The following is an 18,088-nucleotide window of genomic DNA, read 5'->3' on the forward strand; positions in this document are numbered from 1 at the left end:
TATCCGGTCTGCACCTGATTGCGGGTTATGTTCCGGAGAACTTCGCTGAAGGAGTTCGCATGGAGATCAGGGCTGCCGAAACGGGGGATGTCGAAGGGGCGATCGCGTTGCACGATGCCCTCGCACCGTACTTGGTGGTCACGCGAACCGCGTTGACCCGCAGACTGCAGGCTCCGCCCGCGCTGGGACTGGGAACCTTCGCCGCCGTGGACGCGGGCGAGGTGGTGGGCTGGGCGTCGACCGCGCTGATCGCGGGGTCGGATCCGCTGGACGGGCAGTTTCGGATTCTGGTCCGGCCTGACTACCGCGGCCGCGGGATCGGTGCGAAGTTGCTGGAGGCAACCCACCGGGACCTGCGGGCGGCCGGTGCGACCAGTGCGCGGGTGTTCGCCGACCCGTCAACCGTGGAATGGGCGGCCCGGTGGGGCTACCGGCAGACCCGGCAGGTGCACTACGCGGGCATCTATCCACCCAAGGCACCCGACGTCCCGGGCGCCCCGACCGGGGTGGAGTTGGTCGCTCTGGACCAGGTCGATCCGCGCAAGCTGTACGAGGCCGACGAAGTTGCCCAGCGCACCAAACCGGGCGATGCCAAGATCACCACCCGGCCGTACGACGACTGGCTCGCGGGCATCTGGAACTCGCCGTCGATGGTGCTCGACCTGAGTACGGCGGCCCTCTACGACGGCGAGATCATCGCGTTCACCCTGGGCAACGGCGATCACACCAAGATCTGGTCCCAGATGACTGCGACGATGCCGGAGCACCGCGGCCGTGGCCTGGCCAAGCTGGTCAAGTGCGCCGCCCTCCGCCGCGCCGCCCAGGCCGGCGTCCGCGGCGCCTATACCGCGAACTACGACGGCAACGCCCCGATGATCGCCGTCAACGAGTGGCTCGGCTACGACCGCGTCGCCACCCACGCCGTACTGATCTGCCCGCTCTAAGCCTCCGCCCGGTCAGGGGACGAGCAGTACGACGGTCTCCGCGACGCAGGCGGGTTTGGTGGAGTTCTCCAGTTCGATGACCCAGTTGAGGGAGACCTGGACGCCGGCCGGGGTCTCGACGGCGTTGGAGATCGAGGCGCTGGCGCGGACGCGGGTGCCGACCGGGACCGGGGCCGGGAAGCGGACCTTGTTGACGCCGTAGTTGAGCTTCGCGGTCACGCCGCTCACCGAGAACAGTTCGTCACCGAACCGCGCGATCAGGCTCAGCGTGAGGTAACCATGCGCGATCGTCCCGCCGTACGGGCCCTGCTTGGCGCGCTCGACGTCGACGTGGATCCACTGGTGGTCCCCGGTGGCGTCGGCGAACGTGTTCACCTGCTCCTGGGTGATCTCCAGCCACTGGCTCTCGCCCAATGGGGTGCCGACCGCGTGCACGACCTCGTCGACACCGGTGAACGACTGCGCCATCTGCAACTCCCTCAGTTTCGCGGTCCGCCGGCAACGTACAGGACCTGGCCGGAGACGAACCCGGCCTCCTCGCTGCAGAAGAACGACGCCGCCGCGGCGATGTCGTCGGGCTTGCCGGTCCGGTTCACCGGGATGGTGGCCGCGGTCGCCTTCTTGAACTCCTCGAAGTCCACCCCGACCCGGGCCGCGGTCGCCGCGGTCATGTCGGTCTCGATGAACCCTGGCGCGATCGCGTTCGCGGTGACGCCGAACTTGCCCAGCTCGATCGCCAGCGTCTTCGCCAGACCCTGCAGACCGGCCTTCGCGGACGCGTAGTTCGCCTGGCCGCGGTTGCCCAGCGCCGACGTGGAGGAGAGGAACACCATCCGGCCGTAGCCGGCCTCGACCATGTGCGCCTGGCAGGCGCGGGACATCAGGAAGCTGCCGCGCAGGTGGACCGACATCACGGTGTCCCAGTCGTCCTCGGACATCTTGAACAGCAGGTTGTCGCGCAGCACGCCGGCGTTGTTCACCAGCACCGTCGGTGCGCCCAGCTCGGCGACCACGCGCTCGACGGCGGCGGCCACCTGATCCGACTTGCTGACGTCGCAGCCGATCGCGATCGCCTTGCCGCCCGCCTCGGTGATCGCCTTGACGGTGCCCTCACAGGCGCCCTCGTCGAGGTCGAGGACGGCCACCGCGTTCCCGTCCTTCGCCAGCCGCAGTGCGACGGCCGCGCCGATTCCCCGGGCCGACCCGGTCACGATCGCTACCCGCTGATCAGTCATCCGCGCTGCTCCTTCGCTCGTGCTGCTGCCGGGGATGACATTACCCACGCTCCGTCACGCCGGGAGTACTCCGGATGCGATGATCGCCGTGTGGATCATCACAACCGCCATGTCTACTACTGCCCGCTGCGATGGGGTGACATGGACGCCCTCGGGCATGTGAACAACGGACGGTACGTCGACTACCTGCAGGACGCCCGCGTCGACTTCCTGTTCCGGACCGCCAAGGAGCTCGGCGCGGACGACCTGGAGACCGGCCTGCTGGTGGCCCGCCACGAGGTCGTGTACCGCGCTCCGCTGCAGTACCGGCCCGAGCCGGTGCGGATCGAGCTGTGGATCAGCGAGATCAAGGCCGCGTCGTTCACCGTGGACTACGAGATCCTCGACGCCGAGCCCGAGCGCCGGACGTACGTCGAGGCGCGGACCCGCCTGGTGCCGTTCGACTTCGCCGCCAACCGCCTGCGCCGGATCAGCCCGATCGAGCGCGAGGCCCTGTCAAAGCTGGTGGGCGCATGAAGTACACCCATCCCGTTCTGGTCCGCTGGTCGGACATCGACTCCTACGACCACGTCAACAACGTCCGGTACTTCGACTACCTGCAGGAGGCCCGGATCGCGTTCCTCGGTGAGGTCCTCGGCGTCACCGGCGACGTGTTCGCCGTGCACTCGGTCGTCCTGGTCAGCCAGACCGTGGACTACCTTCGCCCGATCCTGCTGCGGCACCCGCCGTACGACGTCGACGTGTGGGTCGACGCGGTTGGTACGACGTCGTACACGCTCGGCTCGTGGATCCTCGACCGCAGCGGTGAGAGCGAGGACGTGTACGCCAAGGCGGTGTCCGTGCTCGTCGCCACAGACCCCGAGACCCACGCCAAACGCCCCCTGTCAGAGTCCGAACGGGCAGCCCTGCTGAGACACATTGAGACGGCTTGAGACACGAGGGTATGTCTCCCGACCCCACGCCTACTGCGCGGCACTCGGCGGGCACCTCGCTGCACTGGAGTGAAGGGCACGATGGATCCGCATCGAGCCCTTCCCTCCAGCGCACCGAGGCACTCCGCCGAGCACCTGCTCGCTACGGCGTGGGGTCGGGAGACATACCCTAGGACCGACATGAGTGACCAGCAGAGCTTTTATGACGCTGTCGGTGGGGCGGAGACCTTCCACCGTCTGGTGGCCGCGTTCTACCGCGGTGTCGCCGCCGACCCCGAACTCCGCGCGCTGTACCCGGAGGAGGACCTCGGTCCCGCCGAGGTGCGCTTCCGGATGTTCCTGGAGCAGTACTGGGGCGGTCCACGCACGTACTCCGAGCAGCGCGGGCACCCGCGGCTGCGGATGCGGCACGCCCCGTTCGCCGTCACCCCGAGAGCCCGGGACCTCTGGCTCGGCCACATGCGCGCGGCACTGGACGAGATCGCCCTGACACCGGAGCAGGACAACCAGATCTGGACGTACATGGTGATGGCCGCGCAGAGCATGGTGAACACCGACGAACCGCAGTACCCCGGCGCGATCGACGTGTCCGGCCGCTGACCCCTCTCTTCGAAGGAGAAACACGAGCATGGCTACCACTCGTACGGCCAAGGCCCACTGGGAAGGTTCGCTGATGGAGGGCGCCGGCAAGGTCGCCCTGGAGTCGTCCGGGATCGGCACCTACGACGTGACCTGGGCCTCCCGGGCGAACGAGGCGAACGGCAGGACCAGCCCGGAGGAGCTGATCGCGGCCGCGCACTCGACCTGCTTCTCGATGGCGCTGTCGCACGCGCTGGCCGGTGCCGGCCACGCGCCGGAGTCGATCGACACCCAGGCCGACGTGGACTTCCAGCCGGGTGAGGGCATCACCGGCATCAAGCTGTCCGTGAACGGCAAAGTCGCCGGCATCACCGCCGACGAGTTCGCCGAGTTCGCCGAGGGCGCGAAGAAGAACTGCCCGGTCTCCCAGGCCCTGTCTGCCGTCCCGATCACCCTGGACGTCACCTTCAGCGCCTGACATCTCCAGCCGACACCGACCAGGAGCCGTTGCGCCTGGTCGGTGTCGTGTTTCTGCGAGACAGTCCCGTGGGGTGCTGGGCATACTGCGCGGGTGCATGAGTTGCTCGACAACCACCTGGCGTTCCTGGCTGCCCATCGAGGCGAGGCACGACGTACTGCCACCGGAATCGAGGTGGTCGGTGAGGACGCGTACTTCTCGGCGTGGATCCCGCTGACGGCGGATGCGGAGCTCCCGGCGGGGACCGCCACGGTGCGGTTGGTGCCGTGGAGCGGGGACGGATGGGAAAAGCGGCTGGTGGCAGCCGGGTTCGAGGCGACCGAGGTGCTGGTGCACATGGAGGCGCCGCCGGACGCAGTCGACGGTGACCCGATCACGCCGATCGCGACGGACGAGGACGCGGTGGCGTTCGCCGAGGTGCAGGGTGCCGCCTTCCTCGACGACGACGATCCGGATATCGAGTGGTGGCGGGCGATGCTCCGCGAGAAGGCTGTGAAGAACTACTCCGCTCCGGAGCAGTCCCTCTACCTACTACGCGTCGACGGCGACCCGGCCGCGGTGACGCTGGTCCTGCGGTCTGGACCGGTGACCGGGATCTACGCGGTCGCCACCAAACCGGCGTACCGGGGACGCGGGCTGGCCTCGACCCTGCTCGCGCAGGCGCGTCGGGACGCGGCCGGTGGGCGGCTCACGCTGCAGGTGGTGGAGGGATCGGACGCGGAACGGCTCTACCTCAAGCTCGGCTTCCGTCCTGCTTTCTGGTCGCCGCACTTTCGTCGCCCTTAGCCTCGATCTCGGCCTCGGCCTCGGCCTCCTCCTTCTCGGTCGCGCTGCCGACCCCGGACGACCCGGTGCTGGCCGGGTCCCGAGTGGTCAGGTTGCCGACGCGGAGGACCTCGCCGTTGCGGACGTACCAGGTGGTGCCGTCCTCGCCGCGGAGCGTGGTGATGCGCAACCCGACCGCGACGACCACGCCGGTGGCCTTCTCCATGTCGATCAGGTCGCCGACGCCGTACTGGTCCTCGAAGATCATGAACACGCCGGCCAGGAAGTCCTTCACCAGCGTCTGGGCGCCGAAGCCGAGCGCGACACCGATGATGCTGGCCGACGCGATCACCGGGAGGATGTTGAAGCCGAGCTCGGCCAGCACCATCACCACCAGGATGGACGTCAGCACGATCGTCACCGTGCTGCACAGCAGGGAGGCGATCGTCTCGGCCCGCTGGGTCCGGCGTTCGCCGGCCAGGTTGTTCTCGACGAAGCCCTGGCCGATCTTCGACCTCGACAGCACCCCGGCGACGGCGCCGTTGCCGGTCCGCCGGGCGAACCGGCGGATCAGCTTGTGCAGCACCCAGCGCAGCACGAAGAAGCCGATGATCAGCCCGGCGATCCGGGCCGGGACCATGAAGATCTGGTCGGTCACCTCCAGCTTGCCGTCGTTGCCCATCCGGAAGAACGTCGGGAAGGACTTAGACAGCGAAAACAGGGGGTGACTGATCGAGGACACAAGGTAGCTGGTCAGAATAGGCATCTCGCCGCCCGATCTTAGTAAGGCTGACAAGGGAGACGCGATCGCATGCCCAGCCGGCTGGATGACGAGCTGTCCCGGCTCGTGAGCGCTGGTGTGCTGCGCCAGTACCAGGCCGATGCTCTGCGAGACGCTGCGGACGCCGAGATCGACGCGGCGCTGGCCGATCCTGGGCGGGGCCGGCCGGAAGCTCCCGCCCACCCACCGAAGCCGAAGCCCCCGCCGGCTGTGTCGCATGCGGGCGCGCTCATCGAGGTGCTCGGCTACATCGGCGGTGCACTGCTGCTGGGAGCGGTCGCGCTGCTGACGATCGCGAACTGGGGTGAGATGGGCCACGCCGCCCGGGTCACCACGGGGACCAGCGCGGCGATCGTCCTGCTCGGCGCCGCCGCGATCCTCGCGCTGCTGCGCCGTCAGGACCAGCTGAGCTCGGCGCTGGCCGCCCTCGGCTGCTGCGTGGCCGGTTTCGCGACGTACGTCGCCATCGAGGGGGAGACGGGGCGGGTCGTCGGCGTCGCGGTGGCGCTGGCGCTGGTCGCGATCGGGGTGTGGTGGCTGGCCGGCTCTTCGTTGCTTGTAGCAACGTTCGGGATCCTGGCCGTCGGGGTCCTGGTGCTCACCGCGGACGTGCTCACTCCCGACAACGGCACGGCGACCAATACGGCTGGGATCGCCGGGACCGGGTTCATCCTGGTGGCGTTCGTGATGGCGCTGCTGGGACTGGTGCGGGACCAGGTGACCGCGTGGTCGCTGGCCGGGGCAGCGATGTTCAGTTCGTCGATCTGCTGGCTGGTCCAGGAGCGCGGCGAAATCATGGCTCTGGCCGTCGGCACGGCCGGTCCGGCCGCTCTGCTGGTCGCGTACGGTCGCCGGCACGCGTCGGCGTACGCCGTGGTGGGCTGCGCGATCCTGCTGGTCATCTGGCCGACCGCGCTCTATCAGTTGACCGACAACGTCGCGGGTGTGGCCATCGGTCTGGTCGTCGCCAGTGCCGCGCTGCTGTTCGCCGTACTGCTGCTGAGCCGTCGCCGCTCCAACGCGAACCAGTGAACGCGGCGCGCGGCGTTACGCAGTACGGCGGTTGATGCGGCAGACTCGCTGAGGTGACTGCTCCTACTCCGGCCCTTGTCGAGCTAGCGGTTGCCCATGGGGTGGCGACGGAGTACTGGAACTGGCAGGGCGAGCATGTGATCGTCTCGAGCGAGGTGGTCGCCGCCGTGCTCGCGGCACTCGGTGTGGACGCTTCCACGCCGGACAAGGCGGCCGACGCACTCGCGGAGCACCAGCAGACGCGCTGGCGCCGTACGTTGCCCGCCACTGTGGTGATGCGGGAGGGGTGGACGCCCTGGTTCGCGGTTCACCTGCCGCATGGGTCCAGCGCCGAGGTGTGGGTGGACCTCGAGGACGGTGGGCAGCGGCGTGACATCCCGCAGCAGGACCACTGGGTCGAGCCGGAGTGGATCGACGGTGTGCAGATCGGTGAGGCGACGTTCCAGTTGCCGGGCGACCTGCCGCTCGGGTACCACCGGCTCTGTGCGCGAGTCGGGACCAGTCCGGAGATCTCGGTCAGCACGCTGATCGTCACACCGCGCAAGCTGGAGCCGGAGAAGCTGCGACGTACCTGGGGCTGGGTTCTGCAGCTGTACTCGGTTCGCTCGCGCCGGTCGTGGGGGATCGGTGACCTGCATGACCTCGGCGACCTGGCCGCCTGGTCCGCGAACGACCTGGGCGCCGGCTTCGTGCTGGTGAACCCACTGCACGCCGCGGAGACGACGGGCCGGATGGAGCCGTCCCCGTACCTGCCGGCGTCGCGGCGGTTCGCCAACCCGATCTACCTCCGGATCGAGGACATCGACGAGTACGGCGACTTGGCGCCGGCGGAGCGGGATCGGGTCCGGGCACTCAGCCTGCAGACGCGGGCGTTGAGCGAGGACCCGACCGCGCTGGACAGGGACACGGTCTGGGCGGCGAAGCGGGAGGCGCTGCAGTTGCTGTTCGGCGTCCGCCCGTCGATCGGCCGGATCGCGGAGTACGGCGCCTACTGCGACCGCGAGAGCCAAGGGCTGATCGACTTCGCCACGTGGGCCGCGATCGCCGACGTGCACGGGCCGGAGTGGAGCAAGTGGCCCGAGGAACTGCAGGAGCCGACCGCACCGGCTGTTGTTGCCTTCCGCAACGAGAATCCGGACGCGGTGGAGTTCCACTGCTGGCTGCAGTGGCAGATGGACGAACAGCTTGCTCGCACCCAGGCGCGGGCCAAGGCCGCGGGCATGTCGCTGGGCGTCGTCCATGACCTGGCTGTCGGCGTACATCCGGATGGTGCGGACGCTTGGGCACTGCAGAATGTGCTGGCGCCCGGCATCCACGTCGGTGCACCGCCGGACGCGTTCAACCAGCAGGGTCAGGACTGGTCGCAGCCGCCGTGGCGGCCGAACGCACTGGCCGAGACCGGGTACGCCGCCTGGCGGGATCTGGTCCGGGCGGTGATGCGGCACGGTGGCGGGCTCCGGATCGACCACATCCTCGGCATGTTCCGGCTCTGGTGGGTGACATCGCCGGAGCGCCCGACCGAGGGCACGTACGTCCGCTACGACCACGAGGCGCTGGTCGGCATCCTCGTCCTCGAGGCGACGCGCGCCGGCGTGACTGTGGTGGGCGAGGACCTCGGCACGGTCGAGCCGTGGGTGCGTGACTACCTGACCGAGCGCGGCATCCTCGGTACGTCGGTGCTGTGGTTCGAGGGGGACCGGGACGGCAACCCACTGGCACCGGAGCGCTGGCGAGAGCTCTGCCTGGCCACGGTCACCACTCACGACCTGCCCCCGACGGCTGGCTACCTCGCCGGCGACCACGTCGAACTGCGCAACCGGCTCGGTCTGCTCACCAGACCGGTCGAGGAGGAGCTCGCAGTGGACGAGGCAGATCGCGACGCCTGGCTGAACGCTCTCCGCGAGCGGCACCTACTCAGCAACAGTGACGGCGACGTGGAGCGCATCGTCGAGGCGCTGCACCAGTACGTCGCTCATACGCCGGCGAAGCTGGTCGGCGTGGCATTGACCGACGCTGTCGGCGAACGTCGTACTCAGAACCAACCGGGCACCACGGACGAGTACCCGAACTGGCGCGTGCCGCTCGGCGGTCCGGACGGCCAGCCCGTGCTGATTGAGGACCTGCCCAACAACCAGCGCCTCCGCCGACTGATCGGTGCTCTCAACATCTAGCTTTCTGTGCACGGGTGCTTACGAACCGTTGACAATAGATTTGAACGGTTGTTTTCTATGTGTCACCAAGAAGGCGCCTTCCTTCGCTGTCTCACCGCCCCAACAGTTGAAGGAGTCCTGGCATGCTGCGAGCACGCAAGCTCAGTCTGGCCGGAATCGCCGTCGGTGCACTGGCGCTCACGGTCAGCACCACTGTCCCGCTGGCCTACGGGCACGGGTACACGACCACCCCGATCAGTCGCGCGAAGCTTTGCGCGAACGGCACCGTTCAGAACTGCGGCGCGATCCAGTGGGAGCCGCAGAGCACCGAAGGGCCCAAGGGGTTCCCGGCGTCCGGCCCAGCGGACGGTCTGCTCTGCTCCGCCGGCCTGGCCCAGTTCCACGAGCTGGATGACCAGCGCGGGGGAGCGTGGCCGGCCACTCAGCTCACCTCGGGTGCGAACTACACGTTCAACTGGCACCTGACCGCACCGCACTCCACCACCGACTTCAAGTACTACATCACCAAGCAGGGGTGGGATCAGAACGCCCCACTCACCCGCGCCGCGCTCGATCTGAATCCGTTCCTGACGGTGCCGATGAACGGCGGCCGGCCGGCCAACGACGTCAGCCATCCAGGCACCCTGCCGAACCGGTCCGGACGGCACATGATCCTGGCGGTCTGGACCATCAACGACACGGCGAACGCCTTCTACCAGTGTTCGGACGTTAATTTCTGATTCAACCGGACGTTTCGTGAATTACTTTCGTGGGAAGTGCACTCCTTGAAATATCCGCCCCGTATTTCGAGGAGTGTCCCCCATGAAGTCAGTGCTCCGTCGTGTCCTCATCCCCGTCGTCGCCGTCATCGCCGGGCTGCTGCCCGGGGTCGTCGCGGTCGAGCAGGCGTCCGCGCTCACCAAGCTCACGCACTCGCAGGCGACCGCGATCTTCCGCGCCGCCGGCATCACCTGGTCGTCGAGCGGTGGCTGCTCGGACTGGAACAATCCGACCTGTACGTCGTTCACGAACATCAATGACTCCACCGTGTACGGCGTACGCACTCTGAAGCAGGCGAGTGGGTGCGCCGTGAACATCACGGGTGGGACCGAGGTTGGTCACGCCAGCGGCACCTACAGCCACCGCAACGGCTACAAGGTCGACATCTCGGTGTACACGTGTGTCAGCAACTACATCCGCGGCACTTTCACCCGGATCGCCGACCGTGGTGACGGCGCCCAGCAGTGGCGCTCGGGCGCCGGCAACATCTACGCCAACGAAGGCAACCACTGGGACATCACGTACTACAACTGTGGTGGTTGCTGAGAGAGGAACCAGCAGCGCTCCGCGCTGCGTTGGAGGAAGTAACTGCGGTGGTTGCTGAGTAGAAGGCCAGCAGCGCTACGCGCTGCGTTGGAGGAAGTAACTGCGGTGGTTGCTGAGTAGAAGGCCAGCAGCGCTACGCGCTGCGTTGGAGGAAGTAGCTGCGGTGGTTGCTGAGTAGCAGAACCAGCAGCGCTTCGCGCTGCGCTGGAGGGAAGCAACCGCGGTGGTTGCTTACACCTTCGTCTCTTCTTCGCGGTTGTCTCGGGGTGAGCCCCGGGGCAACCGTGGAGGGGTGGGGGACTAGGCTCTGGAGCGTGATCACTCTGCTCTCCGGCCACACCGTGCTGGTGTTCGTCGGTATCCCCGTGCTGGTCATCGCGGTGGTGGCGCTGCTGGTCTTCGCGCCGTCGATCGCGAAGGGGCCGCGCTACCGCCCAGGCCTGTCCTGGTGGGCTCCGCCGGTCTGGATCAACGGTCCGGTCGCGACCAAGCCGGACCCGGCCCATCTGCCCGAGCTGCCCGGTGCGCCGGGGACCCCCGCGACCGCCGGCACCGGCGTCGCCCGCACGACCGGAGGCGCAAGTGCCAGCTGGTGACGCATTCACTCCCGACCAGCTCTACGACATCGAGCGCGCGGTCCGGCACGCCGAGGAGGTCTCCGGCCTGCACTTCTCCGTGTACGTCGGTGGAGCGGACTCCGAGACCCGCCCGTTCGCGCTGGAGTTGCTGAACGAGCTGGAGGACCCGGACCACACAGTCCTGGTTTACGTCGACCCCGCCGGGCGTCGCCTGGAGATCGTCACCGGAGCGCTCGCCAAGCGGCAGCTGTCGGACACGGCGGCCGGTCTGGCCGCGCTGGCGATGCAGACCTCGTTCGCCACTGGTGACCTGACCGGCGGTCTGGTCACCGGCGTCCAGCAGCTGGGCACCCACGCGCACCAGGCGCCGCTGCTGCACGCGAACGAGCCGCACAAGCAGTGAGCCCGGCGCTCCAGCCACGCCGGATCGAGCTGGACGACGTCGTACTGCGTCCGTTCGTCCGGTCGGACGAAACCGCGGTGGCCGATGCGCTGCGCGACCCGGACATCCTGCGCTGGACCGGAGGTACCGCGGTGATCCGCACTCCGGCGGAACATCGCGCCCGGCGGTGGCTGGAGCCGCGCATCGACGGCTGGGCGCGTGGCAGCGCGGTGTTCGCCATCGCGGATGCTGCGACGGACCAGGTGGTTGGCACCGTGTCAGTCCGCGACGTGAACCGGGTGCCCGACCAGGCGGTCGTCGCCTACTGGGTCAGCCCGTCGGCGCGCGGCCGCAGGCTCGGTGCCCGTGCACTCGACGCGGCGGCCCGGTGGGCGTTCGCGACGGACGGTCTCGGGCTGCACCGCCTCTCGCTGGACCACTCGCTGATCAACGAGGGCTCGTGCCGGGTTGCGACGCGGGCGGGCTTCCACCTGGAAGGGACCATGCGGGACTACTTCGTCGAGGCGAACGGCGAGCGTCACGACTCGCACCTGCATGCGCGGCTCGCGACCGATCCGCCGCCTCAGCTGCCCGGAGCGGCTGCCGGCTCGTAGGTGGGGCAGGCCGGGTTGCTGTACGCCTTCTGGGTCTTCGGCGCGGAGCACAGGTCGAGGACCTGCTCCGACGATGAGCCCGGGCCGAGGTAGACGACCCAGCTGTCCGTGATCGGCTCCATGGAGCTGTCCGCGAGCCCCGGATACTGACCGTTGACCAGCATGGCCTTGGCCGGAACGCCGGCCGCGATGAGCTTGGCCGCCGTACCCTTCGCGACCGTGTCGGCCTCCAGGCCGACGTCGGTCGGGTACTTGTCGAGGACCGCGATCCACTGGCCGCGTTTGAAGGCCGGCGAGGTCGGGCCGGTGTTGACCGCCGGCGTACTGGCGAGCGCCTTCGGTGCCGGCGTGCTGGGTGGCGGCTTGCGGTCCGCCTTGGCCGTGCCGGCCGACGGCTCCGGATCCGGACTCGCTGTCGCACCACCCTCGGCTGGAGCCGCGGCGCCGTTCGGTACGGCGCCCGTCCGCAGACCGTCGTCGGTCGTCGGCCCGGCCGATCCCCGCGTCAGGATGAACGCGAACACAGCGAGCATCGCGGCCGCGGCGACGATCGACGCGCCGATGGCGCTGTGCGACCGCTGGGCCTTCCGCGGCTGCTCCGCGGGGGACTCGCGGTGCCGTGAAGGGCTGTGATGTCTCCGTGCTGCCCGGGCGGGCGGCCTGCGGTGATCCACGGGTGTCACGGCAAGGGCCCCTCCCCACAGTTTCCCTGCAATCGGCTGAATCACCCGCAGCTTAAACCGAACCAGCGAGTAAGTGAGTCTTCTTCAGGTGGCGAGAATCTCCTTCTCCACAAGGGAATCGCCGTCCGCGCACGTGTCCTCACGATGCGCCGACGAGCAATCGTTTGATCCTCACGCGCTGCGTCGGAGTCGTGACTCAGGAAACTAGTGCCCTGCGTCGGAGATACCTTGGCGCTTGCGGCGCCCAGGCACGCACCTCGCGGCGTTGGAGAAGCATCCACGATGCTCCGCATCGAGGACGCTTCTCCGCCTTGCGATGCACGCACCTGGACACCGCAATCGCTCAAGGGATCTCCGACGCAGGGCACTAGGTCCCGGAGGGGATGCCGTCGAATTTGGGTTGCGGCCGGGTGTCGAGGGCGTCGTCCAGCCAGGCGTCGATGTCGACACCTGTGCCGAGGATGTGAGTCACGTACGACGCACGCTCGTGGCTGAGGACCTCTTGTTCCCACACACAGGGACCCGCGCCGATCGGGGCCGGCCGCAGATCGTCGGCCTCCATGCCGCTGAAGATGCTGAGCCGGGACTGGAAGTCCTTCGACCAGCTCTGTACGACGAGGTAGATCGCGTCGTCGCCGAGGTGCAGCACGACCACGGCCAGACCGAGCGCGCCCATCGCGTCGTCGAACTCGAGTTGCCGGGTGGCGGTGGCGCGGGCGACCTCCACCATGTGGTCGTCCCACTGCCGTCCGCGTGCGGTGATGACGTACGGCTTCACGAGCCGGTGCGGGTACCGCCAGGGCATCAGCGGCGTGACAGGTCGAAGGCGGTACGCCTCTGCGAGTCCGGTCAGCGCAACGGCTGCCGCACCGGCCAGGGCGGGGTCAGAAGCGGGCACCCCACCAGTTCTACAGGTCACCAGGCCGACGACGACAGCGCCGGCCCCACATCGGAGTGGGGCCGGCGCTGTGCGGGAGGACGGGTCAGCCGGCGTCGCGCGCCTGGGCCGCGATCGCGCGGGTCAGGTCGGCCTGGGCCTCGGTGACGTAGCGGAGCGTCGGTGCGTCGACCGACGACGACTCCGCCGACAGCCACCCGGTGAGCGCGTCCAGGGTGGACTGCTCCGGGAGGTGCCGCGGCGACAGGTAGACCAGCACGTTCTCGCCCATCGACGAGCCGAGGCGGGTGTAGACGTCCTTGGCCGCGCTCAGGTACTTCTCGACGTACGGCCGGAGCAGGTCCTCCTGGCCCGGCTGCTGGAAGCCGAGGATGGTCCTGAACTGCGTCTCGTTCGGGGTGTCCCCGGACTCGACCGCGATCCGCCACGCCTCTTCCTTGGCCTCGGCGGTCGGCCGTGCTGCTCGCGCCTGAGCCGCACGCTCACCACCGGTGATGGTGGTGTCGCGGGTCAGCTCGTCGTCGATCTCGGCTGCGTCGATCCGGCCCAGCCGGGCCAGTGCGACGATCAGCGTCCAGCGCAGGTCGGTGTCGACGACCAGACCGGGCGGCAGGTCGCGGTCGTCCAGCCACGCCGTCAGCCGGTCCGCGCCGGCGTCGGAGAACACCGCCGAGCTGTACGCCCGGGCGAACGCGAGCTGGTGGTCGCTGCCCGCCTCGGCGTCCGCGAGCAGACTCGCCAACGTCTCCTCGAACTGCGTCCGCAGGGCCGGCCGGTTCGCCGGGGCGGCGTACAGGTTGATGGCACTGGTCGCCTGCGACAGCAGCGACCGTACGCCGGTCAGATCGGTCTCGGCCCGGATCCCGCGCAGTACGATGCCGACGTATTGGCTGGCCGGCATCTCCGCGTCGCGGGTCATGTCCCAGGCGGCGCCCCACGCCAGTGCCCGCGGCAGCGACTCGGACAGCTGGTCGATCGACTCGACCAGCGTGGCCCGGGACCGCTCGTCCAGGCGGATCTTTGCGTAGGTCAGGTCGTCGTCGTTCAGCAGCACCAGATCCGGCTGGGTGGCGCCGGTCAGCTCGGGCAGCTCGGTGCGCGGGCCGTCGATGTCCACCTCGAACCGCTCGGTGCGGACCAGTCCGTCGTCGGTCCGGCGGTACAGACCCACCGCCAGCCGGTGCGGCCGCAGTACCGGGAACTTCTCCGTCGCGGTCTGCTCGATCGCGAACGACGTGAACGCACCCTCGGCGTCGACGGCGAAGTCGGCCCGCAGCGTGTTCACCCCGGCGGTCCGCAGCCAGCGCTCGGTCCAGTCGTCCAGGTCGCGGCCGGATGCCTTCTCCAGCGGCTTGAGCAGGTCGGTCAGCTCGGTGTTGCCGAAGGCGTGGTCGGCGAAGTACTCCTTCAGCGCGGTGATGAAGGTGTCCTCACCGACGAACGCGACGAGCTGCCGCAGTGTGGACGCGCCCTTGGCGTAGGTGATGCCGTCGAAGTTCACCTCGACCGCGTGGAAGTCGACCATGTCGGCCGCGATCGGGTGTGTCGAGGGCAGCTGGTCCTGGCGGTACGCCCAGTTCTTCCGCGCGTTGCAGAACGTCGTCCAGGCACCGGCGTACTTGGTCGTCGCGACCGCCTGCGCCCAGTGGCTGGCCCACTCGGCGAACGACTCGTTCAGCCACAGGTCGTCCCACCAGGTCATGGTCACCAGGTCGCCGAACCACATGTGCGCCAGTTCGTGCAGCACCGTGTTGGCGCGCGCTTCCATCTCGGCGTGGGTGGTGCGGCTGCGGAACAGGTACTCGTCCCGCAGCGTCACGCAGCCGGCGTTCTCCATCGCGCCCATGTTGTACTCCGGCACGAACGCCTGGTCGTACTTGTGGAACGGGTACGGCGTACCGAACGCGTTCTCGTACAGCTCGAAGCCCTGCTTGGTCACCTCGAACAGGTCGTCGATGTCCAGCGCCTCCTGCAGGGAAGGACGGCACAGCAGCGACAGCGGGTACGACCCGTGCGGACCCTCGTAGACGTCGGTGACGACGTGGTACGGCCCGGCCACGACAGCGGTGATGTAGGTCGAGATCCGCTCGGTCGGCGGGAACTCCCAGCGGGCCAGCTCCTCGCCGTTCTCCCCGGCGTACGGCGTCGGCTCGGGGGCCGGAGCGTTCGAGATGACGACCCAGCGCGCCGGTGCTGACACGGTGAAGGTGAAAGGGGCCTTGAGGTCCGGCTGCTCGAAGGTGGCGAACACCCGGCGGGCGTCCGGCACCTCGAACTGGGTGTAGAGGTAGGTCTCCTTGTCGGCCGGGTCGACCGAGCGGTGCAGCCCTTCACCGGTGCGCGAGTACAGGCAGTCGGCGACCACGCGGAGCTCGTTGCGGTCTGCCAGCCCGTCCAGCTGGATCCGCGCGCCGTCGTACACCGTGTCGGGGTCGAGCGCGCGGCCGTTCAGCGTCACCTCGCGGACCTTCTCCGCGATCAGGTCGGCGAAGCTGCTCGCGCCCGCCTCGGCGGCGAACGTGATGGTGGTCACCGACGGGTACGTCGGGGCGCCACTCGGGGCGTTGGACAGGTCCAGCTCGATCGCGTAGCTCACGTCGCTGACCACGCCCGCACGGGTACGCGCCTCGTCGCGCGTCAGGTTGGTTCCAGGCATGTCGGCATCCTATGCACCTGGCTCCTGGGTTCGCCGACGGTTTCCCCGCGACATTGCGCATGGATACCAAACCGGTGCCTGATTGTTTGATTTTGTATGATCGAGAACATGACTGCCCCCGCCGATTTCTGGTTCGACCCGGCCTGCCCCTGGGCCTGGATGACGTCTCGCTGGATGCTCGAGGTCGAGCAGGTCCGGGACGTGAAGACGACCTGGCACGTGATGAGCCTGGCCGTCCTGAACGATGGCCGCGAATATCTGGAGGACAAGTACAAGAGCTTCCTGACCAACGCCTGGGGTCCGGTCCGCGTGCTGATCGCGGCCGAGCAGGCCCACGGCAACGAGGTGCTGCTGCCGTTGTACACCGCGCTCGGCCGGCGGATCCACGTCGAGGGCCGCGGGATCGGCGACGGCAAGGGTGACGTGGTCCAGGAGGCACTCGCCGAGGTCGGCCTGCCCGCGTCGCTGATCGAGGCCGCCGACACCGACAAGTACGACGACGCGCTGAAGAAGTCGCACCACGCCGGCATGGACCAGGTCGGCATGGAGGTCGGTACGCCGGTGATCTCGGTCGAGGGCACCGCGTTCTTCGGCCCCGTCGTCACGCCCGCGCCCAAGGGCGAGGCGGCCGGCAAGCTCTGGGACGGCGTCCGCCTGGTGGCCGGTACCGAGGGCTTCTTCGAGATCAAGCGCACCCGCGACCGGGGCCCGATCTTCGACTGATTCGGTCTGTGATTCAGGGCTTGAATTCGCCCCGCCCGGATGGTGAAGGTTACTCACCAAGTAGTTCTCCGAGCGGTGAGTAGGTACCAGATGACGTTGCGTGACGAACTTCCCGAGACCGTTGCCGTGCCCCTGGGACTGACGGCGGGGATCGCCGTCTTCGACCGCGGGACCGGGCAGTTCGTCCAGCAACACAACGCCGACCATCGGTTCCGGTCGGCGTCGGTGGTGAAGCTGCTGATCGTGCTCGACCTGCTCTGGGACAGCGGACCGGCGTACGACGTGCCGGCCGAGGACCAGGCCCGGCTCGAGGTCATGCTGCGCAGCAGCGACGACGACGCGGCGAGCTACTACTGGGATCACCTCGGTGGTGCGGAGATCGTCGAGCGGATGGTTCGGCGGCTCGGCCTGACCCACACGGCCGCGCCGCCGGCGACGCACCCGGGCTTCTGGGGGTACGTCGCGATCACCGCCGCGGACACGGTCCGGATCTATCGCCACATCCTCGACGAGGCTCCGGCACCGGTGCGCGAGTACGTGATGGGCTTGCTGCATGAGCCGACCCGTCTGGGCACCGACGGCTTCGACCAGTACTTCGGGATCGCGTCCGTCTTCGACCCGCACTTCAGCATCAAGCAGGGCTGGTCGGGATTCCTCGGCTCGAGCGGCTACGGCTCGGACAAGGCCAAGCCGGTCGACGTCCCGCTGGATCTGGTCAGCGAGGCACTGCACACCACCGGGACGGTCGGGGCGGATGATCGCACCATCGTCGCGGTGTTCACCCTGCACCCGCGCGGAACGCAGTACGACAAGGCCTACACGGACGTGACGGCGCTGACCGCGGCGCTGACCGTGCCGGGCGGCGTACGGCGGCCTGCGCGCTGATGCGAGACTTCTGGCCATGCGAGTGCACATCGGCTCTGACCATGCCGGCTTCGAGTTGAAGAACCACCTGGTCCAGCACCTCACGGCTGCCGGGCATGACGTCGTGGACCACGGCCCCGCCGTGTACGACGCCGTCGACGACTACCCGCCGTACTGTCTGCGGACCGGGGTGGCGGTGGTCGAGGAGCCTGGCAGCCTCGGCATCGTGATCGGAGGCTCGGGCAACGGTGAGCAGATCGCCGCGAACAAGGTGAAGGGGGTCCGGGCAGTGCTGGCCTGGAGCACCGACACCGCGCGGCTCGGCCGGGAGCACAACAACGCCAACGTGGTCAGCGTCGGGGCGCGGATGCATTCGGAGGAGGAGGCGACCGGGTTCGTGGAGACGTTCCTGGCCACCGACTACTCCGGCGAGGAGCGGCACACCCGCCGGATCGACATGCTGTCGGG

General features: G+C 68.6%; 22 protein-coding genes. 16 read left to right on the plus strand and 6 right to left on the minus strand.

What is annotated here, in order from left to right; all coding sequences use genetic code 11:
* The first annotated feature begins 59 nt into the window (after window positions 1-59).
* Entirely contained in the window at window positions 60-944 is an 885-nt protein-coding gene (locus AB0I34_RS39560) for a GNAT family N-acetyltransferase (RefSeq protein ID WP_360456204.1), read from the plus strand.
* Window positions 945-956: 12 nt separating this feature from the next.
* Here the strand turns inward: AB0I34_RS39560 and AB0I34_RS39565 are convergent, their stop codons facing one another.
* Complete coding sequence (locus AB0I34_RS39565; RefSeq protein WP_360456206.1) at window positions 957-1,412, minus strand: MaoC family dehydratase; 456 nt, start codon at window positions 1,410-1,412, stop codon at window positions 957-959.
* A gap of 11 nt (window positions 1,413-1,423) precedes the next feature.
* Window positions 1,424-2,179, minus strand: a complete 756-nt coding sequence (locus AB0I34_RS39570; protein WP_360456209.1) for an SDR family oxidoreductase — start codon at window positions 2,177-2,179, stop codon at window positions 1,424-1,426.
* A 90-nt stretch (window positions 2,180-2,269) separates the two neighbouring features.
* Here AB0I34_RS39570 and AB0I34_RS39575 point away from each other — a divergent pair, with 90 nt between their 5' ends.
* From AB0I34_RS39575 to AB0I34_RS39595, 5 genes are all read left to right on the plus strand, one after another.
* Window positions 2,270-2,695, plus strand: a complete 426-nt coding sequence (locus tag AB0I34_RS39575) for a thioesterase family protein (protein ID WP_360456212.1) — start codon at window positions 2,270-2,272, stop codon at window positions 2,693-2,695.
* Window positions 2,692-3,111: an acyl-CoA thioesterase gene (locus AB0I34_RS39580; RefSeq protein WP_360456215.1), complete on the plus strand. Its 420-nt coding sequence runs from the start codon at window positions 2,692-2,694 to the stop codon at window positions 3,109-3,111. The genes AB0I34_RS39575 and AB0I34_RS39580 overlap by 4 nt, the downstream gene beginning before the upstream one ends.
* A gap of 180 nt (window positions 3,112-3,291) precedes the next feature.
* Complete coding sequence (locus tag AB0I34_RS39585) at window positions 3,292-3,711, plus strand: globin (RefSeq protein WP_131363954.1); 420 nt, start codon at window positions 3,292-3,294, stop codon at window positions 3,709-3,711.
* Window positions 3,712-3,739: 28 nt separating this feature from the next.
* The gene (locus AB0I34_RS39590; protein ID WP_360456218.1) at window positions 3,740-4,168 is read left to right on the plus strand and encodes an OsmC family protein; all 429 of its coding nucleotides are present in this window, start codon (window positions 3,740-3,742) and stop codon (window positions 4,166-4,168) included.
* 93 nt (window positions 4,169-4,261) lie between these two features.
* Window positions 4,262-4,954 carry a GNAT family N-acetyltransferase gene (locus tag AB0I34_RS39595; protein WP_360456221.1) on the plus strand — a complete coding sequence of 231 codons (693 nt, stop codon included), beginning with the start codon at window positions 4,262-4,264 and terminating at the stop codon, window positions 4,952-4,954.
* Here AB0I34_RS39595 and AB0I34_RS39600 read toward each other — a convergent pair.
* Window positions 4,902-5,699, minus strand: a complete 798-nt coding sequence (locus AB0I34_RS39600; RefSeq protein WP_360456224.1) for a mechanosensitive ion channel domain-containing protein — start codon at window positions 5,697-5,699, stop codon at window positions 4,902-4,904. The genes AB0I34_RS39595 and AB0I34_RS39600 overlap by 53 nt on opposite strands.
* Before the next feature lie 45 nt (window positions 5,700-5,744).
* Here AB0I34_RS39600 and AB0I34_RS39605 point away from each other — a divergent pair, with 45 nt between their 5' ends.
* The 7 genes from AB0I34_RS39605 to AB0I34_RS39635 all read left to right on the plus strand — a co-directional run bounded on the left by AB0I34_RS39605 (window position 5,745) and on the right by AB0I34_RS39635 (window position 11,796).
* Entirely contained in the window at window positions 5,745-6,746 is a 1,002-nt protein-coding gene (locus tag AB0I34_RS39605) for a hypothetical protein (protein WP_360456227.1), read from the plus strand.
* A 53-nt stretch (window positions 6,747-6,799) separates the two neighbouring features.
* Window positions 6,800-8,917, plus strand: a complete 2,118-nt coding sequence (gene malQ / locus AB0I34_RS39610; protein ID WP_360456230.1) for a 4-alpha-glucanotransferase — start codon at window positions 6,800-6,802, stop codon at window positions 8,915-8,917.
* Window positions 8,918-9,039: 122 nt separating this feature from the next.
* Window positions 9,040-9,636: a lytic polysaccharide monooxygenase gene (locus AB0I34_RS39615; RefSeq protein WP_360456233.1), complete on the plus strand. Its 597-nt coding sequence runs from the start codon at window positions 9,040-9,042 to the stop codon at window positions 9,634-9,636.
* Window positions 9,637-9,718: 82 nt separating this feature from the next.
* Window positions 9,719-10,222 (plus strand): hypothetical protein, encoded by a 504-nt coding sequence (locus tag AB0I34_RS39620; RefSeq protein ID WP_360456236.1) that lies wholly within the window; start codon window positions 9,719-9,721, stop codon window positions 10,220-10,222.
* Between the two features lie 314 nt (window positions 10,223-10,536).
* Window positions 10,537-10,818, plus strand: coding sequence for a hypothetical protein (locus tag AB0I34_RS39625; protein ID WP_360456239.1), 282 nt, complete (start codon window positions 10,537-10,539; stop codon window positions 10,816-10,818).
* Complete coding sequence (locus tag AB0I34_RS39630; protein WP_360456241.1) at window positions 10,805-11,203, plus strand: DUF5130 family protein; 399 nt, start codon at window positions 10,805-10,807, stop codon at window positions 11,201-11,203. Before AB0I34_RS39625 ends, AB0I34_RS39630 begins: the two co-directional genes overlap by 14 nt.
* The gene (locus AB0I34_RS39635; protein ID WP_360456244.1) at window positions 11,200-11,796 is read left to right on the plus strand and encodes a GNAT family protein; all 597 of its coding nucleotides are present in this window, start codon (window positions 11,200-11,202) and stop codon (window positions 11,794-11,796) included. Before AB0I34_RS39630 ends, AB0I34_RS39635 begins: the two co-directional genes overlap by 4 nt.
* Here the strand turns inward: AB0I34_RS39635 and AB0I34_RS39640 are convergent.
* The 3 genes from AB0I34_RS39640 to pepN all read right to left on the minus strand — a co-directional run bounded on the left by AB0I34_RS39640 (window position 11,766) and on the right by pepN (window position 16,033).
* Window positions 11,766-12,470, minus strand: coding sequence for a hypothetical protein (locus tag AB0I34_RS39640; protein WP_360456247.1), 705 nt, complete (start codon window positions 12,468-12,470; stop codon window positions 11,766-11,768). The genes AB0I34_RS39635 and AB0I34_RS39640 overlap by 31 nt on opposite strands.
* 376 nt (window positions 12,471-12,846) lie before the next feature.
* Window positions 12,847-13,377, minus strand: coding sequence for a hypothetical protein (locus tag AB0I34_RS39645; RefSeq protein WP_360456250.1), 531 nt, complete (start codon window positions 13,375-13,377; stop codon window positions 12,847-12,849).
* An 85-nt stretch (window positions 13,378-13,462) separates the two neighbouring features.
* Window positions 13,463-16,033, minus strand: coding sequence for an aminopeptidase N (gene pepN, locus AB0I34_RS39650; protein WP_360456253.1), 2,571 nt, complete (start codon window positions 16,031-16,033; stop codon window positions 13,463-13,465).
* A gap of 108 nt (window positions 16,034-16,141) precedes the next feature.
* Here pepN and AB0I34_RS39655 point away from each other — a divergent pair, with 108 nt between their 5' ends.
* The 3 genes from AB0I34_RS39655 to AB0I34_RS39665 form a co-directional block, all read left to right on the plus strand.
* Window positions 16,142-16,756 (plus strand): DsbA family protein, encoded by a 615-nt coding sequence (locus tag AB0I34_RS39655; RefSeq protein WP_360456256.1) that lies wholly within the window; start codon window positions 16,142-16,144, stop codon window positions 16,754-16,756.
* Window positions 16,757-16,831: 75 nt separating this feature from the next.
* Entirely contained in the window at window positions 16,832-17,641 is an 810-nt protein-coding gene (locus AB0I34_RS39660; protein ID WP_360456259.1) for a hypothetical protein, read from the plus strand.
* Between the two features lie 16 nt (window positions 17,642-17,657).
* Window positions 17,658-18,088, plus strand: a 431-nt coding sequence (locus tag AB0I34_RS39665) for a ribose-5-phosphate isomerase (protein ID WP_360456262.1), incomplete at its 3' end; no start/stop codon positions are given.

Source organism: Kribbella sp. NPDC050281, from assembly GCF_040655855.1.
Taxonomy (GTDB): Bacteria; Actinomycetota; Actinomycetes; order Propionibacteriales; family Kribbellaceae; genus Kribbella.

Excerpts from the sequence above, each read along its gene's own strand:
- AB0I34_RS39560 (WP_360456204.1), top strand. The coding sequence starts at position 60 with ATGGAGATCAGGGCTGCCGAAACGGGGGATGTCGAAGGGGCGATCGCG.
- AB0I34_RS39565 (WP_360456206.1), bottom strand. The coding sequence starts at position 1,412 with ATGGCGCAGTCGTTCACCGGTGTCGACGAGGTCGTGCACGCGGTCGGC.
- AB0I34_RS39570 (WP_360456209.1), bottom strand. The coding sequence starts at position 2,179 with ATGACTGATCAGCGGGTAGCGATCGTGACCGGGTCGGCCCGGGGAATC.
- AB0I34_RS39580 (WP_360456215.1), top strand. The coding sequence starts at position 2,692 with ATGAAGTACACCCATCCCGTTCTGGTCCGCTGGTCGGACATCGACTCC.
- AB0I34_RS39585 (WP_131363954.1), top strand. The coding sequence starts at position 3,292 with ATGAGTGACCAGCAGAGCTTTTATGACGCTGTCGGTGGGGCGGAGACC.
- AB0I34_RS39590 (WP_360456218.1), top strand. The coding sequence starts at position 3,740 with ATGGCTACCACTCGTACGGCCAAGGCCCACTGGGAAGGTTCGCTGATG.
- AB0I34_RS39600 (WP_360456224.1), bottom strand. The coding sequence starts at position 5,699 with ATGCCTATTCTGACCAGCTACCTTGTGTCCTCGATCAGTCACCCCCTG.
- AB0I34_RS39605 (WP_360456227.1), top strand. The coding sequence starts at position 5,745 with ATGCCCAGCCGGCTGGATGACGAGCTGTCCCGGCTCGTGAGCGCTGGT.
- AB0I34_RS39615 (WP_360456233.1), top strand. The coding sequence starts at position 9,040 with ATGCTGCGAGCACGCAAGCTCAGTCTGGCCGGAATCGCCGTCGGTGCA.
- AB0I34_RS39620 (WP_360456236.1), top strand. The coding sequence starts at position 9,719 with ATGAAGTCAGTGCTCCGTCGTGTCCTCATCCCCGTCGTCGCCGTCATC.
- pepN (WP_360456253.1), bottom strand. The coding sequence starts at position 16,033 with ATGCCTGGAACCAACCTGACGCGCGACGAGGCGCGTACCCGTGCGGGC.
- AB0I34_RS39655 (WP_360456256.1), top strand. The coding sequence starts at position 16,142 with ATGACTGCCCCCGCCGATTTCTGGTTCGACCCGGCCTGCCCCTGGGCC.